This window comes from Kribbella sp. VKM Ac-2571, assembly GCF_004362255.1.
GTDB lineage: Bacteria > Actinomycetota > Actinomycetes > Propionibacteriales > Kribbellaceae > Kribbella > Kribbella pratensis.
In genome coordinates, this window is record NZ_SNWS01000003.1 from 289707 (window position 1) to 305338 (window position 15632).

The window sequence follows — 15632 nt, forward strand, 5'->3', positions numbered from 1 at the left end:
CTTAGCAGCTGAGCTACGGTCAAGGCGACAGGGAGGAGTCTTGATGGGGTTCGAACCAACGGCTCGGGCTCAGGATCTGATCGCGCGCGTGGATAGCTTCCTGCGCAGCGAGATCGAGCCGGTCGAGGCGGAACTGCACACGGCGATCCGCACCGCCGGTGACCCGTGGCAGCCGCAACCGATGATCAAGGACCTGCAGGCGAAAGCCCGGGACGCAGGCCTGTGGAACCTGTTCCTCCCGCCGGCGGAGCCGGGGAACGAGCAGTACGGCGAAGGCCTCAGCAACCTCGACTACGCCCCGATCGCGGAGCTGACCGGCCGCTCGTTCATCGCGCCGTACATCTTCAACTGCAACGCGCCGGACACCGGGAACATGGAGGTCCTGCTCCGGTACGGCAACGACGACCAGAAGAAGCGCTGGCTCGAGCCGCTGCTGGACGCGACGATCCGCTCCGCGTTCTGCATGACCGAGCCGGACGTCGCGTCCTCCGACGCCACCAACATGCAGGCGACGGCCGTCCTCGACGGCGACGAGGTCGTGCTCAACGGCCGCAAATGGTGGAGCACGGGCGTCGGCCACCCCGACTGCCAACTGCTGATCTTCATGGGCCTGACCGATCCCGACGCCCACCGGTACGCACGCCACACCATGGTCCTCGTCCCGCGGGACACCCCGGGCGTGAAGGTCGAGCGCCTGCTCCCGGCGATGAGCAGGTACGACGAACCGCACGGCCACGGCGAGGTGTCCTTCACCGAGGTCCGCGTGCCGGCCGCGAACATCCTGGTCGGACCGGGCAAGGCGTTCGAGATCGCCCAGGGCCGGCTCGGACCGGGCCGCGTGCACCACTGCATGCGGCTGATCGGTCTGGCCGAGAAGGCGCTCGAGCTCGCCCTGCAGCGCGGCACCAGCCGGACCGCGTTCGGCAAGCCGCTCGTCAACCTCGGCGGCAACCGCGAGCGGATCGCGGACGCGCGGATCGCGATCAACCAGGCACGGTTGCTCGTGCTGCAGACGGCGTACCTGCTGGACACGCAGGGACTCGCGGGCGCATTGAGCGAGGTCAGTCAGATCAAGGTCGCCGTACCGCGGATGGCGCAGGACGTCGTCGACATGGCGATCCAGTTGCACGGCGGCGGTGGGCTGTCCGACGACTTCCCGCTCGCGGCGGCGTGGACGAGCGCCCGCGCGTTGCGGCTGGCCGACGGGCCCGACGAGGTGCATCGTGGGGTGATCGCGAGGATCGAACTCGCGTCGTACCTCTCGGCAGTTCAGGAGGCCAAGTGAGTCGGGTCCTCGTCACCGGCGCGGCCGGCGGGCTCGGCGCCGCGCTGGTCGCGCGGTTCGTTGCTGACGGCCACCAGATGCTCAGCACGGATATGGCCGAGGACTTCGACGGCGGTACGGCGTACCTGAAGCTCGATGTCCGCAGCCCGGCCGACTGGGACGCGGCGGTCGTGTGGTGCGAGCAGAACTGGGGCGGCCTGGACATCCTGGTGAACAACGCCGGGATCGCGACCGGCGGCCGGATCGACGTCGAGACGCTCGACGAATGGGACCGGGTCGTCGACATCAACCTGATGGGCGTGGTCCGCGGCTGCCGCGCGTTCGTACCGCTGTTCAAACGGCAGCGCTCCGGTCAGATCGTCAACACCGCGTCCGCGGCCGGCCTCGTCCACCCGCCGATGATGAGCTCGTACAACACGGTCAAGGCCGGCGTCGTAGCGCTCTCCGAGACGCTCTCGCACGAGCTGCATCCGTACGGCGTGAACGTGTCGGTGGTCTGCCCCTCGTTCTTCCGGACCAACCTCGCGGACTCGATCCGCGGCGCGGACACCGCGATGGGCGCGACCGCGCGCCAGCTGATCGAGAAGTCACCGCGGTCCGCGGACGACATCGCCGCCGTCGTCCTGGACGGAATCAAGAAGAAGCGGTTCCTGATCATCCCCGACCGGCCGGCCGCGCTGGCGTGGCGCACCAAGCGTTTCGCCCGGCCGCTGTACGACCGGCAGATGCGCAAGATCGCCGCTCGCGCGCAGGAACGGGCGGAGCGCGCCGGCGGAGCGGCTGGGGTGGAGACCCGTCCGCCGGACGGGTCGTGACAGGGGTGGCGGACGGCGCTCGCGCTGTGCGCGACGAGGACGCCTTCGACGTACCTGCGGTCGACGCTTGGTTGCGGCAGCACACCTCGGTCCCGGACGGACTGCCGGAGGTGAAGCAGTTCTCCGGCGGCGCGTCGAACCTGACGTACTTGTTGAGCTATCCCGGCCATGACCTGATCCTGCGCCGCCCACCGGCGGGGACGAAGGCGAAGAGCGCGCACGACATGGGCCGCGAGTACCGCATCCAGGCCGGTCTCAAGCCGGTGTTCCGCTACGTCCCGGAGATGGTTGCCTACTGCAAGGACGAGACGGTTGTCGGCTCCGAGTTCTACGTGATGGAGCGGGTGGTCGGGACGATCCCCGGGCATCACGCGCTGGGCGTCGACCTCACTCCAACCCAGACCCGGCAATTGGGTTTCACCTTGATCGACACGCTCGCCGAGCTGCACGCGGTCGACCCCGAGGCGGCTGGGCTGTCCGACCTCGGCCGAGGTGCGGGGTACGTCGAACGCCAGGTCAGCGGCTGGTCCGAGCGTTACCGCAAGGCGAAGACGTGGAACGTACCGAGCTACGGGCGCGTGATGGAGTGGCTCGCCGCTCATCAGCCGGCCGACGTCCGCACCTGCGTTATCCACAACGACTTCCGGCTCGACAACGTCGTACTGGCGCCGGACGATCCGCTCCGCGTGGTCGGCGTACTCGATTGGGAGCTGGCAACGCTAGGGGATCCGTTGATGGATCTCGGGAGTGCGCTCGCGTACTGGGTGCAGGCCGACGACGACTGGGCGTTCCGCCGGTTCCGGCTGCAGCCGTCGGACGCACCGGGCATGCTCACACGGGACGAGATCGTGGAGTACTACGTGAAGCGGTCCGGGCTCGAGGCGGAGAACTGGGCGTTCTACGAGGTGTTCGGGCTGTTCCGGCTGGCGGTGATCGCGCAGCAGATCTACTACCGCTATCACCACAAGCAGACCCGCAACCCGCGGTTCAAGAACTTCTGGCTGCCGGTGAATCTCCTCGAGCGGCGCTGCCGCAAGATCATCCGGCAGGCGTGAGTGGCGGTCATCTACCTGATTCGGCACGCGCAGGCGTCGTTCGGTGCGCGCAACTACGACAAGTTGTCGGAGTTGGGCGAGCAGCAGGCGAAGCGGCTCGGGCAGACGCTTGCGGAGGTCCAGCCGCAGCTCGTGTTGTCCGGCTCGATGCACCGGCACCAGCAGACCGCGTCGCTGGCGGGATTCACCGCGGAGATGGATCCGGGGTTCGACGAGTTCGATCACCAGGAGGTGCTCGTCGCGCACAAACCGGCGTACCGGCGGCACACGGTGATGGTGGCCGACCTTGCGCGGTCCGGCAATCCGAAGCGTGCCTTCCAGGAGGTGTTCACCGCGGCGACCCAGCGGTGGATCGACCGTGGTGACGGGTACACCGAGACGTTCCAGGCGTTCTGCGACAGGTCCGAGGCGGCGGTACGACGGACCGCCGAGCGACTCGGGAAGGGTGAGACTGCGATCGTCTTCACGTCCGGCGGGCCGATCGCGGCCGTGGTGAGCCGGCTGCTGTCGGGCGGCGACGGACTGTGGGCGAAGCTGAACCCGGTGACGATCAACACCGCGATCACCAAGGTCGTGTCCGGCCGCAGCGGGCTGACTGTGATGAGCTACAACGAGCATGTCCACGTCGGTGCCGACCTGCTCACGTACAGATAGGACTCCCGATGCGACGGAACATCCTGATCACCGGCGCCAGCTCCGGGCTCGGTGCGGAGATGGCCCGGCAGTTCGCGGCGAAGGGGCATGACCTCGCGCTGACCGCCCGGCGTACCGAGCGGCTGGAGGCGCTGCGCGCCGAACTGACGGCCAGTTATCCACAGATCAAGGTGGTTGTCCACAGCCTTGACGTCACCGACCACGACCAGGTGTTCAAGGTGTTCCGGGAGGTCGACGCCGAACTGCCGCTGGACCGGATCGTCGTGAACGCCGGACTCGGAAAAGGCGCGCCGCTCGGCACCGGCCGGTTCGACGCCAACCGCGACACCGCACTGACCAACTTCGTCGGCGCGCTCGCCCAGGCCGAGGCGGCAATGGAGCTGTTCCGGGCGCGGAACGCCGGCCATCTCGTGCTGATCGCGTCGATCTCCGCGCTGCGCGGATTCCCGAAGACGGTCACGACGTACGCCGCGACGAAGGCCGGGCTCGCCTCGCTCGGAGAAGGGCTGCGGCTCGAGCTACTCGGCAAGCCGATCAAGGTCAGCACGATCTACCCCGGGTACATCCGGTCCGAGATGAACGAGCGGGTGGCCCACGCGCCGTTCATCGTCGACACCGAACCGGGCGTGCGCGCGATGGTCGCCGCGATCGAGGCGGAGAAGGCGAAGGCGTACGTGCCGGCGCGGCCGTGGTGGCCGCTCGCCCAGGTCATGCGGTTCGCGCCGCTGCCGTTGCTGAAGAGGATGATCTGAATGCGCTGGGGTCTGACCGTCCCGCTGACCGGCGTACCGCTGCGTGATCACCGTGCGCTGATCTCGGAGCTGGCTGAGTTGAGGTATACGGATCTGTGGTCGGCGGAGGTCGCCGGTGCGGATGCGTTCACGCCGTTGGTGCTCGCGTCCGAGTGGGACTCTTCTTTGCGGCTGGGGACGGCAGTCGTACCGGTTCACACGCGCGGGCCGGCCGCGCTGGCGATGAGCGCGGCGGCGTTGGCGGATCTCGCGCCGGGGCGGTTCGTGCTCGGGATCGGGGCGTCGTCGGAGACGATCGTGACCGGGTGGAACGGGATCGCGTACGACCCTCCGCTGGCGCGGACCCGCGACGTACTGCGGTTCCTACGGCAGGCGTTCGCGGGCGAGAAGGTCGACGGGGAGTTCGACAGCTTCACGATCCGGCGGTTCCGGCTGGAGAAGGCACCCGACGTACCGCCCGCGATCATGCTCGCCGCGCTCCGCCCGCAGATGCTGCGACTGGCCGCGCGCGAGGCCGACGGCGCGATCACGAACTGGTTGTCGGCCGACGACGTACGCCGGGTTCGCGAGGAACTCGGCCCGGACAAGGAACTCGCTGCCCGCATCTTCGTCTGCGTCACCGAGGACGCCGAGATGGCCCGCAACATCGGCCGCTTCCTGATCGCGACGTACCTGACCGTGCCCGGGTACGCCGCCTTCCACGACTGGCTCGGCCGCGGCGACATCATGAAACCGATGCGCGACGCCTGGGCGAACGGCGACCGCAACGCCGCCATGGCCGCCATCCCCGAAGACCTCATCGACGCCCTGATAGTCCACGGCACCCCCGCCGAATGCCGCGCCCACATCAACCGCTACGTAGAGAACGGCCTCGATACCCCCATCATCGCCACCCTCCCCACCGGCACGAACCTCCTAGAAACCGCCCGCTCCCTCGCACCCCAGAGCTAGCTCAATCGGTGCTCTCGTAGCCAGGTCGTTGCGCGGCGGTTGGAGGCTCGGGAGAGCCAGGCGTCCTGGATGATCTCGGTGAGTTCCTGCTTGGTGAGTTCGCCCAGGCGGCCGGCCCGGACGAGGACCGACGGGTGGCCGTCGAAGTGCGGGGTGGAGAAGAACGGGTTCGAGTCGTCCGACAGCAGTGCGAGCTTCTCGTTCTCGGACTCGACCCAGATCATGATCACGTCGTCGTACTTGTCGCCGCTCACCGGATCCACCGCGTCGGGTCGCGGCGTACGGAAGAACACGAAGGACTTCCCACCGACCTGGTACACCGGCCGATCCGTCCCGTCGTCCCGCTCCCATTTGGTGACGTGCGGCATCGACGACGCGATCTCGTGGACGTCGGCCACGCGCGCTTTCCTCGGTGCCATCCGAATCAGTCCAGGGCGATCAGCGCGCGAGCGACGTCAGACGCACGCAGAGCGGCTGGGACGGCTCGTCCATGATGTCAACGGTACCGGCCAGCGGTGCGCCGCCCTTCGTGGTGCCGGAGAACGGTACCGAGATCCGCGGGTAGTAGCTGCTCACCGAGGCTGCGGGTCCGGTGACCGACAGCTTCGTCGGTGGGTCGATCATGACCAGGAGTTGGCCGGCCAGCAGGTTCTTGCTGTCCGCGCAACCGAGTGCCACCGCGTGCGTCTGATCGTTCGCGTTGAGGAAAGCGAGGAATTTGGTGGCGAGTGTGCTGGCCTCGGTGAGGCGCGGCCCGGGTGTGGCCGGTGCGGACGAGGGTGCCGACGAGGGTTCGGAGGTGGGCTGGGGCGAGCCCGCTGGTTGGCTCGAGGCAGGGGACGGCGCGGTCGGGGCAGCCTGGTCGTCGTCGCTGCCGATGAGTTTCGGGACGATCAGGGCGACGGCGCCGAGCAGCACGAAGACGCCGACGACCGCGATCACGACGTACAGCAGCGCCCGCGACCGCCGCGGCCCACCAGGTCCGTAACCGCCCGACCCGTACCCCGGTCCATAGCCCGGTCCACCCGGTCCGTAGCTCGGTCCATAGCTCGGTCCGGGGCCGGGGGCGGCTGGGCCGGGTGCGCCGTACGGCGGCTGGGCGGGTTGTTGTTGCCAGCCGTTGTTCGGGGGGCCGTAGGGGTTCGGGGGCTGTGTCACGGCGACAGTGTGTCAGCTCCGGGGATCCAGATCGTGAAGGTCGAGCCGGAGCCGAGGCGGCTGGTGACCGTGATCCGGCCGCCATGAGCCTCGGCGAGGTGTTTGGTGATCGCGAGGCCGAGGCCGCTGCCGCCGGTGGTGCGGCTGCGGGAGTGTTCGGCGCGGTAGAAGCGGTCGAAGACGTGCGGGAGGTGGTCCGCGGCGATGCCGGTGCCGTTGTCCGTGACGGTCAGGTTGTAGCTGCCGTCGACCTGTCGTAGGCCGACGATGACCTGGCCGCCGGGTGGCGTGTAGCGGATCGCGTTCGAGACCAGGTTTCCGAGAGCCTGGCGAATGCGTGCACTGTCGACCATGGCAAGAGCCGGGCCGGCGACCGAAGCGGTGAGAGTGACCCCGGCGGTGTCCGCGGCGGGTCCGTGCGCGGAGACGACCTGCTGGACCACCTCAGAGAGGTCGCGTGATGCCGGGTGCAGCCGGAGCATGCCGGCGTCCGCGAGGGCGAGGTCCTGCAGGTCGGCGACCAAGTGCTCGAGCAACCCGGTCTCTTCGAGCAGCGACGTGACCAGCGACTGATCGAGCGGTACGACGCCGTCCTCGGACGCAACCAGATACCCCTTGATGTTCGCCAGCGGCGTCCGCAGCTCGTGTGCCACGTCGCTGACCATCGCCTTGCGCTGGAAGTCGTGCCGCTGAATCGACTCGGCCATGTCGTTGAACGCGTGCCCGAGCCGCGCCACCTCGTCCTTCCCGCTCACCGGCACCCGCGCCGCGTGGTCTCCGTTCCGCATCCGCTGCGTCGCACCCGTCAAGGCCACGATCGGCCGGACCAGTCGACGCCCGGCGAAGAACATCACTAGCGCCGCGATCAGCAGCACACCGAGCGCGGTCGCCGCCGTCCGCAGCAGTCCCTCACCGGAGAAGACGTTGAACGTGCTCTTCGCCCCGAGGTACAGCTTCGCGGGCGGAGCGACGTACGGCGTCAACGCCTGCGCGCGGGCCTGGCTGGTGCAGTCGATGAACTTCTCCGTCAAGTCACCCTTGGCCAGGGGATCGACCGACTTCAGTCCCTCGAAATCGTTGATCTGGTATTTGATGCCCGCGGCATCGAGGCAGGCGACCGCGCGGCGGATCTCGTCGTCGTTGACGAGCTTGGCCTTGGCGCTCGGGGCGTACAGGGCCGGCGAGTAACAGCTGTCGTCCTTGGAAGCGGCTCCGGGCTTCTCCATCACGCGCGCGCCGGCGAGGGACTGCTTCGACTCGATCATCACCTGCGGGACCGCTCCGCCGGTCTGCGCGACGCTCGCGGGCTTGCCTTTCGCGGTGTAACAGTCGGCTGCCTGCTGGGCGAGCTTCGCCTTGGTCTGCTGCTCCTCTTCGGTCAACCCCCAGTCGGGCGCGGCCACGAACGGCGGGATCGCGGTCGCGGTCGTGACGAACCCACTTGCCGCGCCGGCCGCGACGGTCTTGCGGGCGGTGTAAACGTTCAGCACGCTCGAGAGCCCGGCCAGCTTCGCGCCACCGGAACTACGGACGTCGATCGTTGCCGCGGGCACCGACGGGAGCTCCGGCGCGGCGCCGAGCATCCGGGCCGAGTCCGCGATCACCGAGCCGTCGTCGGCGGTGACCGCGACCCGGCGTCCGAGTTTGTCGGCCAGCTCGTGCACCAGCTTGTCCACACCGGACCAGGTCGGATGATCCGCGGCGTACTTCGACAACTCGCCGTAGATCTCGCCGTCGACCTGCAGCTGTCCCGTGTTCGCGTCGATCTCTCCCTGCAGCTTCTCCGTCGTGCTGTACGTCGCGATCACCGCGGTGGCGATCACGGCCCCGAGCGCGACCGCGAGCGACAACCCGAGGAACCTGACCAGCACGCTACGACGCATGGCTCACCGCCTTGTCCGCGAGTTTGTACCCCACGCCGTACACGGTCTTCAGGTACGCCGGTGCGCCTGAGGAGGGCTCGATCTTCTTCCGCAGGTTCATCACGTGTACGTCGACAGTCCGGTCGAACACGTAGTGGTCGAAGCCGAACGCGTGCTCGAGCAACTGCTGCCGCGAGAACGCCCGCCCCGGCGACGCCGCCAGGCAGGCGAGGATCTTGAACTCGGCAGGTGTCAGCTCGATCAGCTCCCCGCCCAGCCGGACCTCGTGCCTGGCTGGGTCGATCTCGAGCTCTCCGACCCGGTACACCTCGCCTTCTGCTCTGCTCCGGGTCCGGCGCAGTACCGATCGGACTCGCGCGACCAGTTCGCGCGGGTTGTACGGCTTGGTCAGGTAGTCGTCCGCGCCCAGGTCGAGCCCGAGCAGCAGGTCCTCCTCGGTCGAGCGGGCGGTGAGCATGATGATGGGGATATCGCCGTCTGCGCGCAGCACCCGGCAGACGTCGAGACCGTCGACCTTGGGCATCATCACGTCGAGCACCAGCAGGTCAGGACTGCGCCGGCGGGCCTCGTCGATCGCCTCCCGGCCGTCGTGCACGACGACGGTCAGGTGCCCTTCCCGTTCGAGGTACCGCCGGATCAACTCCGCCTGCTTGAGGTCGTCTTCGGCGACCAGGATCCGCGCTGGCATAGTCCTCAATGTCCCCGAAGTTGATGAGAATCCGATGAAGATCGGCTGAGAGCATCAGGTGCAAACGGGACCTTCACAGGTTCTTCACCGCCCCGACGGCACGCTCCACTGCCATGAAGACCTCACGAGCAACCCTCGCCATGGTGGCGGTCCTGGCACTCGCCGGCTGCGGGAACGACAAGGCGCCGGTCGCGTCCGATCAGCACAGCGACAAGAGTCCGCTCGCGGAGTACATGGGCGACGGCTTCGTCAGTTCGTCCGGCGGCGGGTTCAAGATGGCGGTCCGGGCCGGCGGCGCGCAGCAACCGTCCGAGGAGGATCTGGCCAAGCAGCGCAAGGTCGAGGACGCCACCGCCGCCTGTATGAAGACGGCCGGTTTCGAGTACGTCGCCGTACCGCCGGAGCAGAACGCGAAGAGCAAGTTCAGCGAGGCGTTCAACCTGCCGCCGGACAAGTTCGCCGAGCAGTACGGGTACGGGATCAGCACGATCGACTGGTCCAAGGCCGGCGGCGACGACGACTCGAACCCGAACACCAAGATCCGTAGCGCGCTGTCGGCAGCCGCACAGAAGGCGTACGACAAGGCGCTGAACGGACCGAACGCGACCGGCAACGGGGCGATCGTCGTCGAGGGCGGCAAGGGCGGCCCGAGCTCGAGCGGTCAGCAGGACCTCGGCTGTCGGGGCAAGGCGATCAAGGAGGTGTACGGCCAGGACCGCGGCATGGACTTCAAGAAGTTCGAGAGCCTGTTCAAGGACATCCAGGCGCTGCAGAAGCGGATCGACACCGACCAGCGGGTGGTGGACGCCACCAGCGCGTGGGCCGACTGCATGGCCGACGCCGGGCACTCCGGTTTCACGAAGGTCGACGACCCGCGTGAGCAGATCCAGCAGAAACTCGACACGCTGACCGGGAACAAGCCGCCCGCGAAGGGCGGTCCGTCCAAGACGATCACCGGCCCGCCGTCGTTCGACAAGGTCGACTCGGCGAAGCTGTCCGAGCTGCGCAAGTCCGAGATCGCGCTCGCGGTGGCGGACCAGAAGTGCAAGGCCAGTGGGTACGACGACGCGTACAAGAAGGTGCAATACGCCGCCGAGAAGGAGTTCGTCGACCAGCACAAGGCCGAGCTCGAGGCGTACCGCGACGAGACGGCGAACCGGTGACCGCTTCGCCCAAGTCCCGCCGCCGGGTGCTGGTCGGGGTGTCCGCGGTCGCGACCGTCTCGCTCGGAGTCGGGGTCGCCGCGGGCAGCCGGATCAGCTCGCCGGAGGACGCCGCCGCGAAGACCGCGGCACCGAAGGCGTCCCAGATCACCGTGCCGGTGGCGAAGAAGGTGCTGTCCAGCAAGGTGGTCGGCCGGGGTGACGCGTCGTTCGACGGCGCGGTGAACATCCGGGTCGAGACCGGCGGGCTGACGACACCGCCGATCGTCACGGGGAAGGTGCCTGCGGTCGGGTCGACGATCACCGAGGGCAAGGCCCTGCTCGAGATCACCGGGCGGCCGGTGATCGGGCTGGCCGGCGTACTGCCGATGTATCGGACGCTGTCGCCCGGGTCCAAGGGTCCGGACGTGCTGCAGCTGGAGCAGACGCTCGACCGGCTCGGGTACGACCCGGGGACGGTCGACGACAAGTACACGCTGGACACGTCGGCCGCGGTGGAGGAGTTGTACGAGAACGCCGGATACGAAGCTCCGGAGCCGGACGAGAAGTTCAAGCAGGCCGTCGATCAGTCGAAGCAGCAGGTCGACGGGGCCAAGAAGCAGCTCCGCCAGGCCCAGTCGCAGCTCAAGGCCGCCAAGGATGCGAAGGCGAAAGACACGTCTGTGCAGCAAGGCGCTGTGGACGACGCGGAGGAGAACCTCGCGGACGCGCAGGAAGCGCAGAACGAGGCCGAGTTCAAGGCCGGTACGCCGTTGCCCGTGTCCGAAGTGGTCTATGTGAAGACACTGCCGCGCCGCGTCGACGACGTGAAGGTCGAGCGCGGCGGAACAGTGAACGGTGTGGTGATGTCGGCCAGCGGTGCGTCGTTGGTCGTCACGGTCAAGGTCGACGCGGAAACCGCGCAGCGGCTGAAGGCAGGTATGGCGGCGACGCTCGATCTCGGTGACAGCGTGTCCGTCGCCGGAAAGGTCCGCCGGGTCACCAAGAACGGGAACCAGTACGACGTGGTCGTCGCGCCGAACGCGCTGACGGCGAGTCAGCTCGCGCTGCTGCGGGACGCGAACGTGCGGGTGACGATCCCGATCAAGAGCACCAGCGGCAAGGTGCTCGCAGTACCGGTGGCTGCCCTGTCGTCCGGGTCCGATGGCGCCTCGCGGGTCGAGGTACTGCGGAACGGAAAGGTGGAGCTGATCCCGGTCACGGTCGGGCTGACCGCGGACGGGTTCGCGCAGGTCACGCCGAAGGGCGACGCCAAGTTGTCCGAAGGCGACCAGGTGGTGGTCGGGCAGTGAAGGAGCGCAGCGAGTTCACCATCAAACACAGCGCGGTCGGTGCCTCATCCGCGCCCGGAGCGAAGCGAGGACGTGGATGAGCTACGCGGTTGCTTTGCCGGCGCCGGTCGTCGAGATGATCGGCGTACGACGGTTCTTTCCGGGGCCGCCCGAAGTACAGGCGATCAACGGGATCGACCTGACCATCGGGCAGGGGGAGTACCTGTCGATCGTCGGGCCGTCCGGGTCCGGGAAGTCGACGTTGCTGCACCTGCTCGGGTTGTTGGACAACCCAACGGACGGGGTCTACCGGCTCGACGGCGTGGACACGATGAGCCTGCGCGAGCGACGGCGCGCCGTACTGCGGGGGGAGCGGATCGGGTTCGTGTTCCAGTCGTTCCATCTGCTCGACCATCGCACCGTCCTGGAGAACGTGGCGCTCTCGATGGTGTACGTCGGAGTGCCGCGGCGGCAACGGATGGCACGGGCGCGGGTGGCCCTGGAACGGGTCGGGCTGTCGCACCGGATGGAGTTCGCGCCGACCACGCTGTCCGGTGGTGAGCGCCAGCGCGTCGCGATCGCGCGAGCGCTCGTCGCAGAACCCAGTCTGCTGCTCGCGGACGAACCGACCGGAAACCTGGACAGTGTGAACGCGGAGGCGATCCTGCAGGTGTTCGACGAACTGCACTCCGAGGGGATGACGCTGGCCGTCATCACCCACGACGACCACGTGAGCCGCCGGGCGCAACGCCAGGTCCGCATCGTCGACGGAACCCTCCAGTGGTAACCCAAGCAGGCCCCCCGGACCCGACCGGCGGGCCGTCCACCTCGCCGGGAGCGGAGTCGTCCTCCACCCCGACCCGCTCCCGGCGACGCCGGCTCAGGTCCCGCCCCGCCGTACGAGATCTCCTCGACGAGGCGCTGGCCGGCGTCGCCGCCCGTCCGACCCGACTCATCCTCACCACGCTCGGCACCGTGCTCGGAGTGGCCGCGCTGGTGGGAACGGTCGGGCTGGGGCAGACGGCGGCCGGGCAGATCACGCAGCGGTTCGACCTGGCCGCAGCGACGAGAGTCGTAGTGCAGCCGGACGACAAAGGTGGGCAGGAAGGAGAGGCGGCGACACAACTGCCGTGGGACGCGCCGGACCGGATCAAGCGGCTGAACGGCGTCGAAGCAGTCGGGACCGTCAGCAGCCTGCACATCGGTGACGACCTGGTCGAGAACGTCACCGGCCTGGACGGCGGTACGGGCAAGGCGCTCCAGGTGATGGCCGGCTCCTCCGGTCTCTGGGACGCCGTACGCGCGGTGCTCAGAACCGGCAGGTTCTTCGACGACGGTCACGACCGGCGTGCCGACAAGGTGGTTGTCCTGGGCAAGCACGCGGCCGAGCGGCTCGGTATCAACCGGGTCGACTCGCAGCCGGCAGTGTTCATCGGCGACGAGCCGTACACCGTGATCGGCATCCTCGACTCGGTCACCGGCCGCGCCGAACTCAACGACGCGGTGATCATGCCGAACGGTACGGCGAAGCAGGCCTACGACCTCGAGTCCCCGGACGCGGTCGAGATCCGTACGGCGGTCGGCGCCGCGCAACTGATCGCGGAGCAGGCCCCGATCGCGATCGAGCCGAACAACCCGAGCACCTTGACCGTCGACGCTCCGCCGAAGCAGGGCGCCGTACGCAAGGGTGTGGAGTCCGACCTGAACGCGTTGTTCCTGCTGCTCGGTGCGGTCGCGCTCCTGGTCGGCGGACTCGGCATCGCCAACGTCACGCTGCTGTCCGTCCTGGAACGCATCTCGGAGATCGGTCTGCGCAGGGCACTCGGCGCGGCCCGAAGACACATCGCGGTCCAGTTCCTGGTGGAGAGCGTGATCGTCGGCTTCCTCGGCGGACTGCTCGGTACGGCGGTCGGCGTCATCCTGACCGTCGGCGTGTCCTGGGTCCGCGACTGGACGCCGATCCTGGACAACCGGCTCGCGTTCGGTTCACCCCTGCTGGGTGCGTTCATCGGTCTGGTCGCCGGCACCTATCCCGCCTGGAAGGCCTCCGCCATCCAGCCGATCACCGCGCTGCGCGGCACGTGAACTGAGTCGCCCGTACACCAGGGAGCTCACCGCGAAGCCGACCATGATCAGCGCGAGCACCGGGTAGGACTTCCCGCTGTCGGGCAGGATCGCCGCGCCGAGTGCGGCCGCGGAGACCTGCCCGACGTTGAAGATCATGTCGTACAGCGAGAACACCCGACCGCGGTACACGTCGTCGACACCCGTCTGCACGAGGGTGTCGACGCTGATCTTGATGCCCTGCGCACAGAACCCGGTCAGGAACCCGCCGACCACCATCGCGGGCTTGGTGTAGAGCCCGATCGGTACGGCGCTCACCACCGCGGCGGCCGCGAACAACACCGTGATCCATTGCCGCAGCGCCATCACCCGGGTGCCCCACGGCGTGACCAGTGCGGCGACGAACAGACCGGCACCGACCGCACCGGTCGCGATCGCGAGTCCGCCGAACGCCTGATCGAGCTGGCCCGGCCGGTAGAAGTAGTTGCGGTACAGCAGGATCATCGCGACCGTCATCAACCCGAAGAAGAACCGCAGCGATCCGATCGCGGCGAGGCCGAGCGCGGGCTGCGGGCGCTCGCGGAGGTGTCGGCCGCCGTCGACGAGGCCGGTCGCGATCGTACGGAGTGCTTCGGTGATGCCGGGCTCGTCGCCGTTCAGATCCGGGCCGAGCTGGTCGCGCCGCAACCGAAGAGCGAGAAAGGCGGCGGCTGTGTAGATGACGACGGTCAGGCCGAGGACGACCAGGTCGGAGTCGACGAGCAGCTTCACCCCGGCGCCGATCCCGCCACCGATCAGGAAGGACGCCGTACCACTCGTTGGAGTGACCGCGTTGGCCATCACCAGCTCGTCGCGCTCGACCACGTGCGGGAGGCCGGCGGACAGGCCGGAGAGCAGGAAGCGGTTGACGCCGAGGGTGAGCAGTACGGCGAGGTAGAACAGCACGCCCGCGTTGCCGGCCGCGACGATCGCGCCGACGCCGATGACGAGCGCGGCCCGCGTCAGGTTCGCGGCGAACAGGATCTGGCGGCGCGACCAGCGGTCCAGCAGTACGCCGGTGAACGGTCCGAGGATCGAGTACGGCAACAGCGAGACCGCGAACAGACCAGCGATCGCAGCTGCGTCCGGCGCTCGTTCCGGCGAGAACAGCACGTACGACGCCAACGCGACCTGGAAGACCCCGTCCCCACACTGAGACGTCAGCCGAACCGCAAACAACCGCCGGAAATCACGCCGCCGCAACAGCGTCCGCAAGTCCCGCATGAACCGCACGACTGCACTGTAGCTATTCCGCCTGATGCAGGCGTTGCGCGGCGGTATCGCCCCGCTTGCTGACCGGCTCTACGCCGCTGACCTTGCCGAGGCCCAGCAGGGGCATGTTGCCGTAGATGGTTTCGGTGTTGCCGGCCGGTACGACGTATGTCTCGTGCCAGATGCCGACCGCGCCGCTCTTGAACGAGTTGCGGAAGTACTCGACCCAGGCGGGCCGGTGTGTCCGGCCGGTGTCGTTCGCGAAGGCCTGGAGTTTCTCCACCGACTTCCAGTACTGGATCAGCGTGATCCCGCGCCACGTCGGCAGCGTCCGGAATCCGAGCAGCCCGCTCTCCTTGTCCTTCATCAGTTGCCGCAGCATCGGCCCCATCGCGCGGAACACCGGAATCCACTCGCGCACCTTGACCAGCGAGTTGACCCGCATCCCGATCAGGAACACGACCACCTCCCCGTCGTACGCCGCCGTCTGCCGCCCCGCAATCACCTCGCCCATGCGAACAGTGCACCACGGCAGAACGGAGGGCGGAATCAATCCTGTGTAAAGGCCGGTTGGAGGACGCGCCCGAGCTGGTGGCATGGCCGCCGAGGAGCGGTAATGTCGTGCTGCCGGGTGTCACAGTC

16 protein-coding genes are annotated in these 15632 nt (G+C 68.3%); 10 read left to right on the forward strand and 6 right to left on the reverse strand.

Annotated features, from left to right (window positions below):
* The first annotated feature begins 43 nt into the window (after positions 1-43).
* The 6 genes from EV651_RS08715 to EV651_RS08740 are packed head-to-tail and all read left to right on the forward strand — an operon-like array spanning position 44 to position 5512.
* On the forward strand, positions 44-1285 hold the full coding sequence (locus EV651_RS08715; RefSeq protein WP_133783888.1) for an acyl-CoA dehydrogenase family protein: 1242 nt from the start codon (positions 44-46) through the stop codon (positions 1283-1285).
* Positions 1282-2100, forward strand: coding sequence for an SDR family NAD(P)-dependent oxidoreductase (locus EV651_RS08720; protein WP_133783890.1), 819 nt, complete (start codon positions 1282-1284; stop codon positions 2098-2100). Before EV651_RS08715 ends, EV651_RS08720 begins: the two co-directional genes overlap by 4 nt.
* A complete protein-coding gene (locus EV651_RS08725) occupies positions 2097-3155 on the forward strand; it encodes a phosphotransferase family protein (protein WP_133783892.1) in 1059 nt (352 codons plus the stop codon). The genes EV651_RS08720 and EV651_RS08725 overlap by 4 nt, the downstream gene beginning before the upstream one ends.
* A complete protein-coding gene (locus tag EV651_RS08730) occupies positions 3156-3809 on the forward strand; it encodes a histidine phosphatase family protein (RefSeq protein ID WP_133783894.1) in 654 nt (217 codons plus the stop codon).
* Positions 3810-3817: 8 nt separating this feature from the next.
* Positions 3818-4561 (forward strand): SDR family oxidoreductase, encoded by a 744-nt coding sequence (locus tag EV651_RS08735; RefSeq protein ID WP_133783896.1) that lies wholly within the window; start codon positions 3818-3820, stop codon positions 4559-4561.
* A complete protein-coding gene (locus tag EV651_RS08740) occupies positions 4562-5512 on the forward strand; it encodes an LLM class F420-dependent oxidoreductase (protein WP_133783898.1) in 951 nt (316 codons plus the stop codon).
* On the opposite strand, the gene EV651_RS08745 is transcribed toward EV651_RS08740, so the two are convergent.
* The 4 genes from EV651_RS08745 to EV651_RS08760 are packed head-to-tail and all read right to left on the reverse strand — an operon-like array spanning position 5509 to position 9241.
* Positions 5509-5931 (reverse strand): MmcQ/YjbR family DNA-binding protein, encoded by a 423-nt coding sequence (locus EV651_RS08745; RefSeq protein WP_133783900.1) that lies wholly within the window; start codon positions 5929-5931, stop codon positions 5509-5511. The two genes, EV651_RS08740 and EV651_RS08745, sit on opposite strands and share 4 nt — an antisense overlap.
* Positions 5932-5950: 19 nt before the next feature.
* Complete coding sequence (locus EV651_RS08750; RefSeq protein ID WP_133783902.1) at positions 5951-6670, reverse strand: hypothetical protein; 720 nt, start codon at positions 6668-6670, stop codon at positions 5951-5953.
* Entirely contained in the window at positions 6667-8553 is a 1887-nt protein-coding gene (locus EV651_RS08755) for a cell wall metabolism sensor histidine kinase WalK (RefSeq protein ID WP_133783904.1), read from the reverse strand. Before EV651_RS08755 ends, EV651_RS08750 begins: the two co-directional genes overlap by 4 nt.
* A complete protein-coding gene (locus tag EV651_RS08760; RefSeq protein WP_133783906.1) occupies positions 8543-9241 on the reverse strand; it encodes a response regulator transcription factor in 699 nt (232 codons plus the stop codon). Before EV651_RS08760 ends, EV651_RS08755 begins: the two co-directional genes overlap by 11 nt.
* A 113-nt stretch (positions 9242-9354) precedes the next feature.
* Between EV651_RS08760 and EV651_RS08765 the strand changes: the two genes are divergently transcribed.
* The 4 genes from EV651_RS08765 to EV651_RS08780 all read left to right on the forward strand — a co-directional run bounded on the left by EV651_RS08765 (position 9355) and on the right by EV651_RS08780 (position 13760).
* Positions 9355-10404, forward strand: a complete 1050-nt coding sequence (locus tag EV651_RS08765; RefSeq protein WP_133783909.1) for a hypothetical protein — start codon at positions 9355-9357, stop codon at positions 10402-10404.
* Positions 10401-11696: a peptidoglycan-binding protein gene (locus EV651_RS08770; RefSeq protein ID WP_133783911.1), complete on the forward strand. Its 1296-nt coding sequence runs from the start codon at positions 10401-10403 to the stop codon at positions 11694-11696. The genes EV651_RS08765 and EV651_RS08770 overlap by 4 nt, the downstream gene beginning before the upstream one ends.
* A gap of 76 nt (positions 11697-11772) precedes the next feature.
* Entirely contained in the window at positions 11773-12462 is a 690-nt protein-coding gene (locus tag EV651_RS08775) for an ABC transporter ATP-binding protein (RefSeq protein ID WP_133783913.1), read from the forward strand.
* Complete coding sequence (locus tag EV651_RS08780; RefSeq protein WP_133783915.1) at positions 12456-13760, forward strand: ABC transporter permease; 1305 nt, start codon at positions 12456-12458, stop codon at positions 13758-13760. Before EV651_RS08775 ends, EV651_RS08780 begins: the two co-directional genes overlap by 7 nt.
* Here the strand turns inward: EV651_RS08780 and EV651_RS08785 are convergent.
* Entirely contained in the window at positions 13662-15002 is a 1341-nt protein-coding gene (locus tag EV651_RS08785) for an MFS transporter (protein WP_238156796.1), read from the reverse strand. The two genes, EV651_RS08780 and EV651_RS08785, sit on opposite strands and share 99 nt — an antisense overlap.
* Before the next feature lie 22 nt (positions 15003-15024).
* The gene (locus EV651_RS08790; protein ID WP_133783919.1) at positions 15025-15504 is read right to left on the reverse strand and encodes a DUF4188 domain-containing protein; all 480 of its coding nucleotides are present in this window, start codon (positions 15502-15504) and stop codon (positions 15025-15027) included.
* Positions 15505-15632: the final 128 nt, after the last annotated feature.

What these genes read in the sequence shown, in the direction of transcription:
- EV651_RS08745 (WP_133783900.1), bottom strand. Translation starts at nt 5,931, where the DNA reads ATGGCACCGAGGAAAGCGCGCGTGGCCGACGTCCACGAGATCGCGTCG.
- EV651_RS08775 (WP_133783913.1), top strand. Translation starts at nt 11,773, where the DNA reads ATGAGCTACGCGGTTGCTTTGCCGGCGCCGGTCGTCGAGATGATCGGC.
- EV651_RS08715 (WP_133783888.1), top strand. Translation starts at nt 44, where the DNA reads ATGGGGTTCGAACCAACGGCTCGGGCTCAGGATCTGATCGCGCGCGTG.
- EV651_RS08755 (WP_133783904.1), bottom strand. Translation starts at nt 8,553, where the DNA reads ATGCGTCGTAGCGTGCTGGTCAGGTTCCTCGGGTTGTCGCTCGCGGTC.
- EV651_RS08785 (WP_238156796.1), bottom strand. Translation starts at nt 15,002, where the DNA reads ATGCGGGACTTGCGGACGCTGTTGCGGCGGCGTGATTTCCGGCGGTTG.
- EV651_RS08790 (WP_133783919.1), bottom strand. Translation starts at nt 15,504, where the DNA reads ATGGGCGAGGTGATTGCGGGGCGGCAGACGGCGGCGTACGACGGGGAG.
- EV651_RS08735 (WP_133783896.1), top strand. Translation starts at nt 3,818, where the DNA reads ATGCGACGGAACATCCTGATCACCGGCGCCAGCTCCGGGCTCGGTGCG.
- EV651_RS08740 (WP_133783898.1), top strand. Translation starts at nt 4,562, where the DNA reads ATGCGCTGGGGTCTGACCGTCCCGCTGACCGGCGTACCGCTGCGTGAT.
- EV651_RS08765 (WP_133783909.1), top strand. Translation starts at nt 9,355, where the DNA reads ATGAAGACCTCACGAGCAACCCTCGCCATGGTGGCGGTCCTGGCACTC.
- EV651_RS08760 (WP_133783906.1), bottom strand. Translation starts at nt 9,241, where the DNA reads ATGCCAGCGCGGATCCTGGTCGCCGAAGACGACCTCAAGCAGGCGGAG.